We start from the raw sequence: 14,743 nt of genomic DNA on the forward strand, positions 1-14,743 counted from the left end.
CCTGTGACAACGCCCAGTCTCCCGCGGCGACGAGGTCTTCCATCGGGACGAGCGAGCCGAGCTGAGCCCAGGTCTCGACGCGGTTTGCGACCGGCAGGCCGGCGCGCAGTGTGACACCATCCGACGGCATGACCAAGCGATGTCCCACGACACCTGCCGTGCGAGGCTCCCGCGCGGGGGGAACCGCGCTCACATGCAGAAAGTCGTCAGGGCGGAACGGGAGGGGCATCCCCCACAGCGTGGCGGCGGTCGAGTGGCTGAAGAATTGCGCGCCGATCATCCGAGGGAGAAATGCCCTGCATCTCGCCTCCAGACCCTCCAGCGGATCTTCGCGCGCGACGCGCACTCCATGGAACGGCGACCGCAGGTCACCGGCGGAGAGCCGCCGGCGGGGGACGCCGTGTGCATCCGCGTCGCGGACGTGGAACGCCGAGCGCAGTTCAGGGGGGAGTGGGTGCGGGTGCATGCCCACAGCAGACACGATCGTCCGCGCGTGGGCCGCCCGGCCCCCGCTCTGCTGTGGATACCCCCCCGCTGTGAAGGAGTGGTGCACTCCCCGGATCGCCCTCGAGTGTCCAAGAAACGCCGTCTCTCGCGGCCAGGGCGGCGTGTCTTGGACACTCGACAGGAGAGGGCGCGTCGGGCACCCGCGCGCTTACGCGGGCTGGGCGGCGGCGCGGGTGGAGGTGGTGCGGCGGCGCACCACGATCAGCGTCGTGGCGATGAGCGACAGCACGGCCCAGACCACGAACCCGGCGATACTCGCCCCGACTCCGCCGGCCGACGACAGGGCGCCGAGCATCGCGTCGTAGGCGGGGGCGGTCGGCAGCAGGGATGCCGCGGCGGCCAGCGCGGGCGGCACGGTCGACACGATGCTCGCGCCGAGGGCCAGGGCGCCGATCACCGCCGCGATCCATCGACCCGCTCCGCCGAACACCGCCACGAGGGCCTGGTGGACGGCGGCGAAGGCGATGCCGGCCGCGATGCACACGAGGGCGAAGAGGGCCCAGTCGCCCCAGTCGTACTTCGAGGCGATCTGGACGACGGAGGCGACCAGCAGGCCCTGCACGGCGCCGACGAGCGCAGCAGGGGCGAAGCCGCGCAGCGCGACCAGCGCGGACGGGCGACGGCTGGTGAGAGCGCGCGCCGACACCGCCTGGAACGCGACGAATGAGGCGAGTCCGCCGAACCACAGCACGGCCATGGCCAACAGGGGCACCGCGGCGAGGCCGAACAACGAATTGTCTGCGCCCGTGGCCGAGACCGGGTCGGCGACGACGTCGGCGAGGGTGGTCGCTTGGGTGTCGGTGTACGTCGGCAACTGCGCGACGGCGGTGTCGAGCCCATCGGCGAGGGAGGACGTTCCCGTCGCCACCTGCTGCACGCCGTCGGCGAGCTGGCCGGCGCCGTCTTCGGCCCCGGCGGCTCCGGATGCCAGCTGCGCGGCGCCCGAGCCAAGGGCCGCGGCTCCCGTGCCGAACTGCGTCGCGCCGTCAGCCAGTTTCGTCGCGCCCCCGGCGATGCCGTCCATGCCGCCGGCGAGCGTGCCGAGTCCGGAGGCCGCCTCGCGGGCGCCACCGGCGAGGCCGGTCGCGCCGTCGGCGAGCTGCTGGTTGGCGTCGGCGATCGCACGGATGCCCGTGGGCAGCTGCGCCGCCTGACCGGCGAGGTCGCCGATCTGCGTGACGGTGTCGGTGGCCCGGTCGAGGGAGGCCGCGGCGGCGGCTGCCGCATCGCGCAGCGCCTGGCACTGCTCCGGGGTCCCCGTGCACTCCGCCGCCGCCTTCTGCAGGGCGGCGTTCGCGTCGACGAGAGCCTTGTTGACCTGCGGGGCGGCATCGGCGAGCTTCTGCGCGTCGTCGGCGAAACCCGGCGGGATCTGGTCGGCGAGACCGTCGATCTGCGTCGCGAGCTGCTGATTGCCGGCCGCGATGCCGTCGGCACCGGTCGCGAGCTTGCTCACTCCCGCCGCGGCATCCCGCGTCCCGTTCGCGAGCGCCGTCGAGCCCGATGCCAACTGCGTCGCGCCGTCGGCGAGCGGACCCGCGCCGGCCGCGAGCTGCGACGCCCCATCGGCGAGGCTCGAGGCTCCGTTCGAGAGCTGTCCCAGGCCGTCGCGCAGATCACCCGCGCCGGACGCGGCCTGCGATGCCCCGTCGGCCAGCTGATGGGCGCCGCTCGCCGCGGAACCGAGCTGGTCGCTCAGCGTCGTGAAGCCGAGGAAGACGTTCTTCAGATACTGAGAGGACAGCTCGCCCCCGTAGACGCTCGTGGCGGTCGTTGCGAGCGCGGAGGTGATCGCTCCGTCGACGACGCGCGCGTCGGGAGCGGTCTGCACGCCGATGGTCGCCTTGACCGGCGTCTCGCCGGGGCGCGTCGACAACGAGGCGGCGGTGAAGTTCTCGGGGATCGTGACGACGGCGGTGTAGGTGCCGTCGGCGAGACCGGCCGCGGCATCCTCGTCGTTCGAGATGACCCAGTCGATGTTGCTCGGCTGATCGTCGGCGCCCTTCACGAGGCCGCCGGTGAGCTGCCGACCGAGGGGGACCAGCTGGCCGTTCAGCTCGACGGCCTTGTCGTCGTTGACGATCGCGGCCGTGATGTTCTCGAGTCGGTCGGTGGGGTTGTACAGCGCGCCCACCAGGATGCCGCCGATCACGGCGGGCAGCAGGAGCACGCCGATGAGCGTCAACCACGTGACGGGGCGGCGCGAGCGGGAGCGCTCGACGGGGAGAGTCATGCGAACACCTCGGAGAGATCGGCGAAGGTTTCGGGTTCGGAGCGGTGCCGTCGCGGCGTGGGCAACGGGAGGGAGGTCACGTCGGGGCGGTGCGCCTCGGACAGCAGGGCGAGGGCACGGCGCTCGTCGCGGGCAGAGACGACGAGCGTGAAGGGTGACGACGCGTCGCCCGACCGCTCGCGGGCCTCGACGGCCGCGCGGCGGAGCACGTGTGCGACGTCATCGCGGGCGTCGTCGTCGAGGCGGTCGATGTCGCAGACGACGACGATGCGTGTGCCGCGGGCGACGGCCTGGGCCACGTCCGCCTCCGCCGTCGAGGGGTCGTCGAGGAGGGCGACACCGACGCGGGCGCGCACGGCACCGGCGCGTTCGGGCACCAGGAGCCCGTCGACGCGCAGCTTCCCCTCGATCTTCGACAGGCGACCGGCGAGGGCGAGGAGAAGTGCGCGCGTGGTGCGGCTCTCTCCCGTCACGAGCAGGGTGCCGCCGTACCCCAGTCGCATCGACACGTCGCGGAAGACCGGCTCCGCGGTCTCGGAGGCGACGCTGGTGCGCAGGTCGTCGGCGGCGATCGCCAGCGCGGGCTCGGAGGGCCACTCGGCGAGGTGCACCTCGCGCTCGACGGCCTCGCCCTCGACGTCGAGCTTGGGCAGGATGCGGTCGAGCCAGCGCGGCATCCACCAGGCCTTCGCGCCCAGCAGCGCGAGGATCGCCGGGACGAGGGTCATACGTACGAGGAACGCGTCGACGGCGACGCCGACCGCGAGCCCCAGGGCGATGGGCTTGAGACTCGAGTCGCCCTCGGGCACGAACGCGACGAACACGGCGAACATGATGACCGCGGCCGCCACGACGACACGGGCGGATGCCGCGAAGCCGCTGCGCACCGCGCCGAGTGCCACCTCGCGGGGTGTGCGCCCCTCGCGCTTCGCGTGGACGTAGTCCTCGCGCATGCGCGAGACGAGGAAGACCTGGTAGTCCATGGCGAGGCCGAAGAGCACGCCCATGACGACGATCGGCATGAAGCTGATGATGGGCCCGACCTTCGCGACATGCAGCGCATCGGCGAACCAGCCCCACTCGAACACCGCGGCGACCACGCCGAACGAGGCGGCGACCGACAGCAGATATCCGCCCGCAGCGGTGAGCGGAACCCAGATCGAGCGGAACACGATCATCAGCAGCACGAGTGAGAGTCCGACGACGAAGAGGCCGAAGGGCAGGAGCGCGGCTCCTAGCTGGTCGGAGATGTCGATCGTCACCGCGGTGTAGCCGGTGACGAGCAGGCGCACGCCGAACTCGTCGTAGAGGCGATCCTCCTGAGCCCGCAGCTCGCGCACGAGGTCGGCGGTGCGGGGGTCGTCGGGTGCGGTCTCGGGCACGATCTGCACGATGCCGGTGTCGGCGGTCTCGTTGGGGGTGGCCAGGGCCACTTCGGCGACTCCGGGGATCTTGGCGATCTCTTCGCCGATGTCGGTCATGAGGGTGAGGGGATCGTTCGAGGTCACGATCGTGCCGGTCATGATGAGCGGCCCGTTCGCTCCCGGTCCGAAGTACTCGTCGGTCAGCTCGTAGGCGACGCGCGCCTCGTCGCCCTCGGGCAGTTGGCCGGCGTTCGGCAGGGTCAGGGCCAGCGACGCGGCGGGAACGGCGGTGACGCCGAGCAGCCCGATCACCGCGACGGTGGTGACCACCGGATGCCGGGTCACCAGGCCGACCCAGCGCTTGGCGGGGCCGTTCCGCTCGGCTTTGATGGCCGCGGTGGTGGCGCGTCGCACGCTCTCGGCGGCGGCCTCTTCGGCGGCGGCCGTGTCGTCTTCGGCGGTGGCGGTGCGCGAGCGCTTCTTCGGGCGCTTGTATCCCCACCCGACGACACGGTGACCGGCGAAGCCGAGGAAGGCCGGCGTGAGCGTCAGCCCGACGCACACCGCGATTGCGACGGCGACGGAGGCGGCGATCCCCATGGTCGTCAGGAACGGGATGCCGGCGAAGCTCAGCCCGATGAGGGCGATGAGCACCGTGATGCCGGCGAACACCACGGCCGAACCCGCGGTGCCGACCGCGCGGGCCGTGGACTCCTCGGGGTCCATGCCCGCTCTCGTCTGGTCTTGATGTCGAGACACGATGAAGAGCGCGTAGTCGATGCCGACCGCCAGGCCCAACATCACCGCCAGCAGCGGGGTCGTCGACGACACGGTCGCGAAGCCGGTCGCGATGAAGATGAGGGCGATCGAGAGGGCGACGCCCAGGATGGCGGTGGCCAGCGGCATCCCGGCCACCAGGAACGAGCGGAACGTCACCATCAGCACGAGCGCGGCGATGAGCACGCCGAGGGCTTCGGTGAGCGAGGCGCCGGGGATCTCGGTGGCGAACAGCTGCCCACCGAGAACGGATTGCGAACCGGGGGGAAGTGCCTCGCCCAGAACCGTCGCGGCCTCGCGGAGCCCGTCTTCGGTGGCCTGCGGCACCTCGGTGGCCTCGCCGGAGAACTGGATGCGGACGATGGCGGCGCGTTCGTCGTCGGAGATGCCGCCCGAGATGCGGGTGTCGTAGGGGTCGGTCACGGCTTCGACGAAATCGAGGTCGCCGATGTCGGTCGACGTCTTCTGCACGGCGTCTTGATACGCCGGGTCGGTGACCTTCGCCCCGTCGGCGGAGACCACGATGATCTCGGCGCTGGCGCCGCTCACCTGGGGGAACGTGCGCCCGAGCATCTCGAGGCCCGCCTGCGACTCCGTGCCGGGGATCGTGAAGGTGTTGTCGGTGCCTTTCGCGAACAGCGCGACACCTCCGCCGGCGAGCACGAGCACGAGCAGCCAGGCCGTGAGAACGCGCCACGGGTGACGGAACGACCAACGCCCGAGGGTGTACAGGAATGTCGACACGGTGGCTCCCAGATCGGTGAACGGGTCGATACATCACCGTATCGGATACAACAATGTATCCTAGACCCTCGGGGGTGCTGTCGAACCTGGATGTCACCCGAGAACAGGAGGCCTCGGATGACCGATTCCGCGCCCGCGACGACGCGCCGCCGCGAGAACACACGCGTCCGTCTCATGGATGCCGCAGCCGAGATGTTCGCCGAGGTCGGCATCGACGGAGCGTCGGTCGAGGCCATCTGCGAGCGTGCCGGCTTCACCCGCGGCGCGTTCTACTCCAACTTCGGGTCGAAGGAGGAGCTCTTCCTGGCCCTGTGCGCGCGATCGGCGGAGACGACGATCGCGGCGGTGCGCGCGCGCGTCACATCGATCGAGAGTCGCGGCCTCGAAGACGCCGGCGACGTGCTGCAGCTCGTCCAGGAGGTGCTCGAGGCCACCGGCGAGGACCGGCTGGACGTCCTCCTCGGGGCCGAAACGCGCCTTCAGGCGCTGCGCAACCCGGGTTTCGCCGAGGCCTACCTGGCTCTCAACCAGGGCCTGGGGGAGAGCGTCACCCAGCTCGTCCGTGACATCGCCGCCGCGCGGGGACTCTCGCTCCGCGTTCCTGCGGACGTGGCCACCGATCTTCTGCTGTCGGTGTGGATTTCGACGTCCGAGACGGCGTTGCTCACTCGTCAGGCGCCGTCGGAGTCGCGGTCCGGTCTGGCGGATCGCCTGTCACAGGTGGTCGGCCTCATCCTCGAGTGAGCAGGTCGTGGCAGCGGCCGAGGCGCGCCACCCACCAGTCGCGCCGTTCGTCGTCGGCGGCCACGCGGTCGAGGTCGAGGCCGGTGGGGCGCGGGCGCTCGAGGGAGAGCACCCCGCCACGGGCCACAAGGGGGGATGCCACCACGTCGGCGGCGAACAGCGAGGCTGTGCCCAGCCCGCAGTCGTAGGGGAGCGCGGGCAGCGATGCCGCGAGGGCGGCGCCCATCGACAGCCCGATCGAGGTGTCGAGCGCGCTGGAGACGACGACGGGGAGTCCCGCCTGCCGCACGATCTCGCGTGCCGCGTGGACACCGCCGAGGGGCTGCGCCTTGATGACGAGCAGATCCGCCGCGCCGCTGCGCGCGACGCGGAGCGGGTCCGCCGCCTTGCGGACGCTTTCATCGGCGGCGATCGGGATGTCGAGGTAGGCGATGCGTTCCCGCAGCTGCGCGAGCTCCTCGATCTCGGCGCACGGCTGTTCGACGTATTCCAGGTCGAACTCGGCCAGGGCGTGCACGGCCCGTTCCGCCTCGTCGACGTTCCAGCCCGCGTTGGCGTCGATGCGCACACGCCCCTCCGGGCCCATGCTCTCGCGCACCGCGCGGACCCGCGCGACGTCGTCGGCGAGGGTCTGCCCGGACTCGGCCACCTTCACCTTGACCGTCCGGCATCCGTCGTATCGGGCGAGGAGCCCGGCGACCTCGGATGCCGCGACCGCGGGCATCGTCGCGTTCACTCCGACGCCGTCGCGGACCGGGGCGGGGGAGGCCGCCCACCCGTAGTCGACGGCGGCGGCGAGCCAGGTTGCGGCCTCGGTGTCGTCGTACTCCACGAAGGGCGAGAACTCCGTCCATCCCTCCGGTCCCTCGAACACGAGCGCTTCGCGCGTCAGGATGCCGCGGAACCGGGCGGCGAGGGGAAGCGACACCACCCGCGCGGTGGCGAGGATGTCGGCGAGCGGGGGGAGGGCGACGGTGCTCATGCCCTCATCATGGTGCTCAGCGGTGGTTCGGAGCAGGGGGCCCGCCGGGGAGGAATTTCTGCCGTTCGTCACTGTACGACGCTGACAGGTTGCGCTGGTGGTCGAGCGACTCCATCGCCCCCTCGAATTCCGCCCGCGTGCGTCGCGGGCCGAACAGGTAGTCGCGCATCCGCGCGAGGATCGACACCTTCTTCGTCATGATGACTCCGATCGTCGTGAACCCTCCACGCTACGTGCGGTCGCCCGCGAGGTCCACCCGTCTCGGCGCCCGGCAGCGGGCATAGGCTGACGCCATGCTCTTCGACACCCCCGTCCGGCTCGGCGTCCAGATCCAGCCGCAGCACGTGCAGTACTCCGACATCCGCGACGCCGTCCTCCGTCTCGAGGAGATGGGCGTCGACGTCCTGTTCAACTGGGACCACTTCTTCCCGCTCTACGGCGATCCCGACGGCGAGCACTTCGAGGCGTGGACGATGCTGGCCGCGTGGGCCGAGCAGACCGAGCGCGTCGAGTTCGGCGCTCTCGTCAACTGCAACAGCTACCGCAACGCCGACCTGCAGGCCGACATGGCCCGCACCGTCGACCACATCAGCAAGAAGGGGGGCGACACCGGTCGCTTCATCTTCGGCACGGGTTCCGGATGGTTCCAGCGCGACTACGACGAGTACGGATACGAGTTCGGCACCGCGGGCTCGCGTCTCAACGCTCTCGCGAGCGACCTCGACCGCATCGCCGACCGATGGGGCAAGCTCAACCCCGCACCCACCCGCGAGATCCCCGTCATGATCGGCGGCAAGGGCGAGCAGAAGACCCTCCGCATGGTCGCCCGTCATGCCCAGATCTGGCACAGCTTCGTCACGTCCGACGAACTGCCCCACAAGTTCGACGTCATTCAGAAGTGGGCCGAGACCGAGCAGCGCGACCTGTCCGACCTCGTCGTCTCGAACGAGCTCAAGGACCGCGACGAGGACGTCGCCGACGCGCTCTTCGACGCGGGAACCCGCCTGTTCACGCTCGGCTTCTCGGGTCCCGAATGGGACTACTCCCTCGTCGAGCGCTGGTTGCGCTGGCGCGACGCGAAGAACGCGTGAGCGCGGGCGCCCCGATCGCTGAGGGCGCCCCACGACGACAGCGGCGCCCCGATTCGATCGGGGCGCCGCTGTCGTCGTTCACGGCTTGAACTGTGCTCCGCCGGACGTGCCCGTCCCGTTCTTCACGGCCTCGCCGGCGTAGTACGCCGTCTCGCTCTGATGGTTCATCGAGCGCCGTGCATCCTCGGACTGGTCGTGTGAGGGGGCACCCAGGAAGTATTCGCGGATGCGGCCCAGAATCGACACCTTCTTCGTCATGCTGACTCCGATCGTCGGGCTGCCCAGGCTACGGCGCTTCACGGGGTCCGTCCACAGGTGGGCGCCCGCCGGTCCGTGCGGGGCGCCCGCGCGTAGGCTGAAACCGTGACCGTCTCCGAGCTCTTCGACCCCGCGGAATGGACCCTGGCGCCCGGCGCCGAGGGGTACACCGACATCACCGCCCACGTCACCCACGACGGCCGCGTCGCGCGCATCGCGTTCGACCGCCCGGAGGTGCGCAACGCCTTCCGTCCGCACACCGTCGACGAGTTGTACCGCGCCCTCGACATCGCGCGGCAGGACCACCGGATCGGCGTCGTCCTGCTGACGGGCAACGGCCCGAGCCAGAAAGACGGCGGGTGGGCGTTCTGCTCCGGGGGCGACCAGCGCATCCGGGGGCGCGACGGCTACAAGTACTCGCACGAAGAGCATGTCGTGCACGACCCGGGCCGCGCCGGTCGTCTGCACATCCTCGAGGTCCAGCGCCTCATCCGGTTCATGCCGAAGGTCGTCATCGCCGTCGTCCCGGGGTGGGCGGCCGGTGGCGGCCACTCGCTCAACGTCGTCTGCGACCTGTCCATCGCCAGCCGCGAGCACGGTCGGTTCAAGCAGACGGATGCCGATGTCGGCTCGTTCGACGCCGGGTACGGCTCCGCCTATTTCGCGCGCCAGATCGGTCAGAAGTTCGCGCGGGAGATCTTCTTCCTCGCCGAGGAGTACTCCGCCGAGCGGGCGTACGAGATGGGCGCGGTCAACCGAGTCGTCGCGCACGCCGATCTCGAACGCGAAGCTCTGTCGATGGCCCGCACGATCCTGACGAAGTCGCCCACCGCGATCCGCATGCTCAAGTACGCCTTCAACGCCGTCGACGACGGGCTCGTCGGCCAGCAGCTGTTCGCCGGAGAGGCGACCCGTCTCGCGTACGGCACCGACGAGGCCGTCGAGGGGCGCGACTCCTTCCTGGAGAAGCGCGAGCCCGACTGGTCCGACGTGCCGTGGCACTACTGATGGCTCGGACCCGCCCGTGAGGCTCGAGCCGCCGGCATCCACGGATCCGCGCGATGTGCTGCGAGCGCTGAGGGCGGCCGTCGTCGGAGCAGGTCCCGCCGTCGCCCTGGGCGGCGGTGCGCTGCCCGACGACGTGCCACCCGGAACCGCCGTCGTCGTGACGACCTCGGGCTCGACCGGTGTGCCGAAGTCGGTCGTGATCAGCCGGAACGCCCTCATCGCGAGCGCGTACGCGACCGCGGCGCGCATCGGGGAGGGGGCGTGGCTGCTGGCCGTGCCGGCGACCTACGTCGCGGGCGTGCAGGTTCTCGTGCGCGCTCTGCTGGCCGATCGCGAGCCCGCGGTCGTCGCGGGGCCCTTCCGCCCCGAGCCGTTCGCCGCGGCGGCGCGCGGAATGGCGTCGCACGACAACGGCGCCCGCGTGCCGACCTACACCTCCCTCGTCCCCGCGCAGCTGCAGCGGTTGGTGGATGCCGCGGACGCCGATCCGACGGTGGCCGAGGCGCTGCGCTCGTTCGAGGCGATCCTCATCGGCGGTCAGGCCCTCGCGCCGTCGGTGGCGGCGCGTGCGGAGGCCCTCGGCGCCCGGATCGTGCGCACCTACGGCTCGAGCGAGACGAGCGGGGGCTGCGTCTACGACGGCGTGCCGCTCGATGGGGTCGGGATGACGGTCGTCGACGGTGAGGTGCTCCTGTCGGGACCCACGCTCGCGGAGGGCTATCTCGGTGACCCCGAGCGCACGGCATCCGTCTTTCCCGTCGGCGCCGACGGCACCCGCTGGTACCGCACGGGCGACGGGGGCGAGATCGTCGACGGCGTGCTGAGCGTGACCGGTCGGATCGACAACGTCGTCGTCTCGGGCGGGGTGAACGTCTCCCTCGACCGGGTGGAGGCGGCGGTGCGAGCCATCGCGGGGCTCGAGGAGGCGGTGGTCGTCCCGATCCCGGATGCCGAGTGGGGACAGGGGTCCGCCGTCGTGGTCCCGGGCATCCCACCGGCCGCGGAGGCCGCGGTCCTCGAGCGCATCCGCGCGGTGGTGGGTTCGTCGATGGGGGCACCGGCGCGTCCGGCGCGGGTCGTCTCGATCGCCGAGCTCCCGACGCTGTCGTCGGGAAAGCCCGACCGAGCGGCGCTGCGCGCCGCGGTCGCGCTCGACTCGCGGGCATGAGCGCGACCCGCGGGCGAGATCGTACGGGCACGGGCACGACGCGCGGACAGGGGCACGACCGGCGGGCATAGGATTGCCCTCCGTGGCAGCACCCTCTCGCAAGCGTTCGCACCCCGCCAAGAAGCGTCGCCCCGGCGGCAACCCGCAGAAGGCGAAGGCGGGTGCGCCGCAGGCCACCGCCCCGGCCACGGCGCGCGACTGGATCGCGGCCGCCCGCCTGCGGACCCTTCCGCTCGCCATCACCCCCGTGTTGATCGGAACGGGAGCGGCGACGCTCGTCGACGAGCGGCTCCACTGGGTGATCGCGCTCGCCTGTCTGGCGGTCGCGTTCGCCCTGCAGATCGGCGTCAACTACGCCAACGACTATTCCGACGGCATCCGGGGGACCGACGACGTGCGCGTGGGGCCCGGACGCCTCACCGGGGGCCGGAAGGCGAAGCCGCGCACGGTGCTGATCGTCGCGCTCGCGTTCTTCGCGCTCGCCGCCGTCATCGGGCTGGCGCTGGTCGTACGCACGGGACAGTGGTGGCTGCTCGCGGTCGGGGCCGTCTGCATCGTCGCCGCGTGGTTCTACACGGGGGGCAAGCGCCCCTACGGCTACAACGCGATGGGCGAGCTCTTCGTCTTCGTGTTCTTCGGCCTCGTCGCCACCCTCGGCACGACGTGGCTGCAGGTGCAGGCGCTACCGCAGGAAGCATGGTTCGGCGGGGTCGCCGCGGGTCTGCTCGCGTGCGCCGTGCTGCTGGCCAACAACCTGCGCGACATCGATCAGGACCGCCTCGCCGGAAAGCGCACGCTGTCGGTGCTGATCGGCCGGCGTCCCACCCAGGTGCTGTTCACGCTCTTCGTGCTCGTCCCGTTCGCGATCGCCGTGTTCCTGGCGTTCGTGTACCCGATCGCCTGGCTGATCCTCATCGCGTTGCTCGGCGGCCTGGCCGCGATCCTCATCGTGTGGACGTACCGCACACCCCGGGAGCTCATCACGGCGCTGCAGGTGACGAGCTTCACGTCCGTCGCCTACGGCGCGCTGCTCTTCTGGGCGTTCGCCGGCTGATCCGGACCCCGCGGGGGTCCGACCGCCCCTTGCGGAGGGGCGCCGTGATCTGCGTCGCCCCGCCGTCGGTCGAGCGCGCCGGTCGGACCGGATGACGGGAGGGGTGCGGGCGCCCGGCCGGGGGTTCCCGTGCGGCCGAGTCGGCCGGTGGGAGCTCAGTCCGCGGAGGGCCGTTGATCGCGGTCGACGTCGACGCGTGCGGCATCGACCACCGCGTCTTCGGCATCGGCGTCGGAGTCCGCACCGGAGCGGCGTCCTGTCGTCGTGCTGCGCTGCGTGCGGCGCTCGGCGAGTCCGCCGGTGACCTTCTCGAGGGGGCGGCGGAGGAACAGCAGCGAGAGGCTGAAGCCGATGAGGGCCGCGAAGATCGCCGCGAGCCAGGGGAGCTCCTGGAACACGGGGAACAGCAGCAGGATGCCGAGCGGCACGAGGAACGCGAGCAATCGCAGCACCGTGTAGACGAGGGCCGAACGTGCGCGCATTCGTCCATTCTACGGCGGCGGCCTTCGCCTCCTTCCCGGGTCGTTCGACGGTGGGGGATGAGGAGGAGCTCCGGGCCCTCGTCCAGCCGACGCACGTAGAATCGGTCCATGGCACGGCTGCTTCTCATCCTGGCGTTCGTGGCGGTCCTGTTCTGGGTCTACACGATCGTCGACTGCGCTGTGCAACCCCCCTCGCGTCACCGCGGGGTCAGCAAGCCGGCGTGGATGGCCATCGTCATCCTGCTGCCGGTGCTCGGCGGCATCCTGTGGTTCCTCATCGGTCGTGGCCGGGCGAGTCAGACGGTCGTGCGTCGCGCCCCCGACGACGACCCCGAGTTCCTCGGGCGCATGACCGCCTCGGCGCGCGCCGAGCAGGACGAGCGCATCCGACGTCTCGAGGAGGAGCTCGCCCAGCTCGACGCCGACGCCGACGAACCGCCGCGCCCGCCCCGCACGACCGACCCGGGTGACACTCCCGATGGCGGCAAGCCCGGCGACGACGACACCCGCGGCCAGCGCGGCACCGTCGGCTGAGCCGCTCGTGACCTCGCCGAACGATCGGTCCGCCGCGCCCTCGACGGATGCGGCCGCCGCGCTGCTCGCCGGTCTCGTCTCCCGTGGCGTGCGGCACATCGTGGTCAGCCCCGGCTCGCGCTCGCAGGCTCTCGCCCTCGTCGCTGCCGAGCTCGAGCGCGCGGGCCTGGTCGCGTTGCACGTGCGCATCGACGAACGCGTCGCCGGCTTCACCGCGCTGGGCATCGGTCGAGAGACCGGGATGCCGGCGGTCGTCGTCTGCACGTCCGGCACCGCCGTGGCCAACCTCGTGCCGGCCGCCCTCGAGGCCCACCATGCCGGCGTGCCGCTGCTGCTGCTGACCGCCGACCGCCCGCCGGAGCTGCGCGGGGTCGGGGCGAACCAGACCACCCGGCAGCCGGGGCTGTTCCGCTCGGCGACCCGGTTCGAGGCCGATCTCGCCGTTCCCGAGGCGGTCGACCACACCGGGGATGACGAGCAGAGCGCAGCTCTCGACCAGGTCGCGGCCGAAGCGCTCGCCGCCTCTCTCGGCGAGGGAGCGCGTGCCGCCGGTCCGGTGCACCTCAACGTGCCCTTCCGCGAGCCCCTCGCCGGCGCCGCCCCGTCGTGGCTCGCCGCGCGGGCGGCATCCCCCGCATCCGACGACGTCGCCGCCGCCGAAGATCCCGACGTGTCCGGCGCGCTGTACCAGGGGGGCGGCGGCATCGGCGTCGCCGACGTCGCGCCCGAGACCGAGGCGGCGCACCCCGTGCCCTCCGGCCTCCGCACCATCGTGGTCGCGGGAGCCGACGCCGGTCCCGCCGCCGAGCAGTTCGCGCACGACGGCGGGTTCCCCCTCGTCGCCGAGATCGTCAGCGGCGCGCGATTCGGCCGCCACGTGGTGCACGGCTACCGCGCTCTGCTGCGCGACCCCGACCTCGGCGGGCGGATCGAGCGCGTCGTGGTGTTCGGTCGCCCGACGCTCAGCCGCGAGGTGACCCGGCTGCTCATGCGCGACGACGTCGAGATCCTCGCGGTGCGCGGACCGGGCGAGCCCGTGAACCTGAACGGCGCGACGGTCGCGGTCGATGCCGTGCGACCGGCGGGCACCGGCGATCGGGCGTGGCTCGGCGAGTGGATGCGCGCTTCGCGCGACGCCGCCGTCGACCTGTCGCCGCCCGCTCCCGACGCCGAGGGGCTGGCATCCGTCGTCCCGTCGGAGCGGCTCGGGGCGATCAACGCCGAGGTCGGCGTGATGCGGGCGCCCGTGGATCGGGCCGCCCTCGTCGACGCGCTGTGGCGGGCCACCTGGCCGCACGACCGTCTGGTGTTCGGCTCGTCGCGCATCGTCCGCGTGGCCGACGAGCTGCTCGGGGGCAAGAAGGTGACCGTGCACTCCAATCGCGGCCTTGCGGGCATCGACGGCACGATCGCCACCGCGACGGGCGTCGCCCTTGCCAGCCAGGTCGACGAGAGACCGGGCGTCACGCGCCTGCTGCTGGGCGATCTCGCCTTCCTGCACGACATGGGCGCGCTGCTGCTGCCGCCGGGGGAGCAGGAGCCGCGCCTGCAGGTCGTGGTCGGCAACGACGGAGGCGGCACGATCTTCGACGGCCTCGAGGTGGCATCCGTCGCCGGCGACGATGCGATGACGCGCGTGCAGTACACCCCCCAGGCCGCGCGTCTCGAGCAGCTCGCCCTCGCCTTCGGATGGGAGTACCACCGCTGCACCACCCGCGTCGCTCTCGATCAGGTGCTGACGGCCCCGAGCGGGGGTCGACAGCTCATCGAGGTGCCTCTGTCGCGCTGACATCCGAC

13 protein-coding genes are annotated in these 14,743 nt (G+C 71.8%); 7 read left to right on the forward strand and 6 right to left on the reverse strand.

Translation table 11 applies throughout. The annotated features are described in order from the left end of the window. Window positions 1-655: 655 nt before the first annotated feature. Both AB0N80_RS06845 and AB0N80_RS06850 read right to left on the reverse strand, forming a co-directional pair. Window positions 656-2,740 carry a YhgE/Pip family protein gene (locus tag AB0N80_RS06845; protein ID WP_363578273.1) on the reverse strand — a complete coding sequence of 695 codons (2,085 nt, stop codon included), beginning with the start codon at window positions 2,738-2,740 and terminating at the stop codon, window positions 656-658. After that, on the reverse strand, window positions 2,737-5,625 hold the full coding sequence (locus tag AB0N80_RS06850) for an MMPL family transporter (protein WP_363578274.1): 2,889 nt from the start codon (window positions 5,623-5,625) through the stop codon (window positions 2,737-2,739). The genes AB0N80_RS06845 and AB0N80_RS06850 overlap by 4 nt, the downstream gene beginning before the upstream one ends. Window positions 5,626-5,742: 117 nt before the next feature. On the opposite strand from AB0N80_RS06850, the gene AB0N80_RS06855 reads away from it, so the two are divergent. Next, entirely contained in the window at window positions 5,743-6,369 is a 627-nt protein-coding gene (locus AB0N80_RS06855) for a TetR/AcrR family transcriptional regulator (protein ID WP_363578275.1), read from the forward strand. On the opposite strand, the gene AB0N80_RS06860 is transcribed toward AB0N80_RS06855, so the two are convergent. Both AB0N80_RS06860 and AB0N80_RS06865 read right to left on the reverse strand, forming a co-directional pair. Then, window positions 6,356-7,351, reverse strand: a complete 996-nt coding sequence (locus tag AB0N80_RS06860) for an o-succinylbenzoate synthase (RefSeq protein ID WP_363578276.1) — start codon at window positions 7,349-7,351, stop codon at window positions 6,356-6,358. The two genes, AB0N80_RS06855 and AB0N80_RS06860, sit on opposite strands and share 14 nt — an antisense overlap. Window positions 7,352-7,367: 16 nt before the next feature. Beyond that, window positions 7,368-7,550: a hypothetical protein gene (locus AB0N80_RS06865; protein ID WP_363390802.1), complete on the reverse strand. Its 183-nt coding sequence runs from the start codon at window positions 7,548-7,550 to the stop codon at window positions 7,368-7,370. A gap of 94 nt (window positions 7,551-7,644) precedes the next feature. On the opposite strand from AB0N80_RS06865, the gene AB0N80_RS06870 reads away from it, so the two are divergent. Further along, a complete protein-coding gene (locus AB0N80_RS06870; protein WP_363578277.1) occupies window positions 7,645-8,442 on the forward strand; it encodes an LLM class F420-dependent oxidoreductase in 798 nt (265 codons plus the stop codon). Between the two features lie 78 nt (window positions 8,443-8,520). On the opposite strand, the gene AB0N80_RS06875 is transcribed toward AB0N80_RS06870, so the two are convergent. Then, window positions 8,521-8,700 (reverse strand): hypothetical protein, encoded by a 180-nt coding sequence (locus AB0N80_RS06875; protein ID WP_315995111.1) that lies wholly within the window; start codon window positions 8,698-8,700, stop codon window positions 8,521-8,523. Between the two features lie 105 nt (window positions 8,701-8,805). Here AB0N80_RS06875 and AB0N80_RS06880 point away from each other — a divergent pair, with 105 nt between their 5' ends. The 3 genes from AB0N80_RS06880 (at window position 8,806) to AB0N80_RS06890 (ending at window position 11,930) form a co-directional block, all read left to right on the forward strand. Next, window positions 8,806-9,708 carry a 1,4-dihydroxy-2-naphthoyl-CoA synthase gene (locus AB0N80_RS06880; protein WP_315995110.1) on the forward strand — a complete coding sequence of 301 codons (903 nt, stop codon included), beginning with the start codon at window positions 8,806-8,808 and terminating at the stop codon, window positions 9,706-9,708. Window positions 9,709-9,724: 16 nt separating this feature from the next. Continuing rightward, a complete protein-coding gene (locus AB0N80_RS06885) occupies window positions 9,725-10,876 on the forward strand; it encodes an AMP-binding protein (RefSeq protein WP_363578278.1) in 1,152 nt (383 codons plus the stop codon). 82 nt (window positions 10,877-10,958) lie between these two features. Then, window positions 10,959-11,930: a 1,4-dihydroxy-2-naphthoate polyprenyltransferase gene (locus AB0N80_RS06890; RefSeq protein ID WP_363578279.1), complete on the forward strand. Its 972-nt coding sequence runs from the start codon at window positions 10,959-10,961 to the stop codon at window positions 11,928-11,930. Between the two features lie 155 nt (window positions 11,931-12,085). Here AB0N80_RS06890 and AB0N80_RS06895 read toward each other — a convergent pair whose 3' ends face one another. Then, window positions 12,086-12,412, reverse strand: coding sequence for a DUF4229 domain-containing protein (locus AB0N80_RS06895; protein ID WP_363578280.1), 327 nt, complete (start codon window positions 12,410-12,412; stop codon window positions 12,086-12,088). A gap of 108 nt (window positions 12,413-12,520) precedes the next feature. Between AB0N80_RS06895 and AB0N80_RS06900 the strand changes: the two genes are divergently transcribed. Together AB0N80_RS06900 and menD are read left to right on the forward strand one after the other, a co-directional pair. After that, on the forward strand, window positions 12,521-12,946 hold the full coding sequence (locus AB0N80_RS06900) for a PLDc N-terminal domain-containing protein (RefSeq protein WP_315995106.1): 426 nt from the start codon (window positions 12,521-12,523) through the stop codon (window positions 12,944-12,946). A gap of 7 nt (window positions 12,947-12,953) precedes the next feature. Then, a complete protein-coding gene (gene menD / locus AB0N80_RS06905; RefSeq protein ID WP_363578281.1) occupies window positions 12,954-14,735 on the forward strand; it encodes a 2-succinyl-5-enolpyruvyl-6-hydroxy-3-cyclohexene-1-carboxylic-acid synthase in 1,782 nt (593 codons plus the stop codon). Window positions 14,736-14,743: the final 8 nt, after the last annotated feature.

The organism is Microbacterium sp. NPDC089188 (assembly GCF_040685155.1).
GTDB lineage: Bacteria > Actinomycetota > Actinomycetes > Actinomycetales > Microbacteriaceae > Microbacterium > Microbacterium galbum.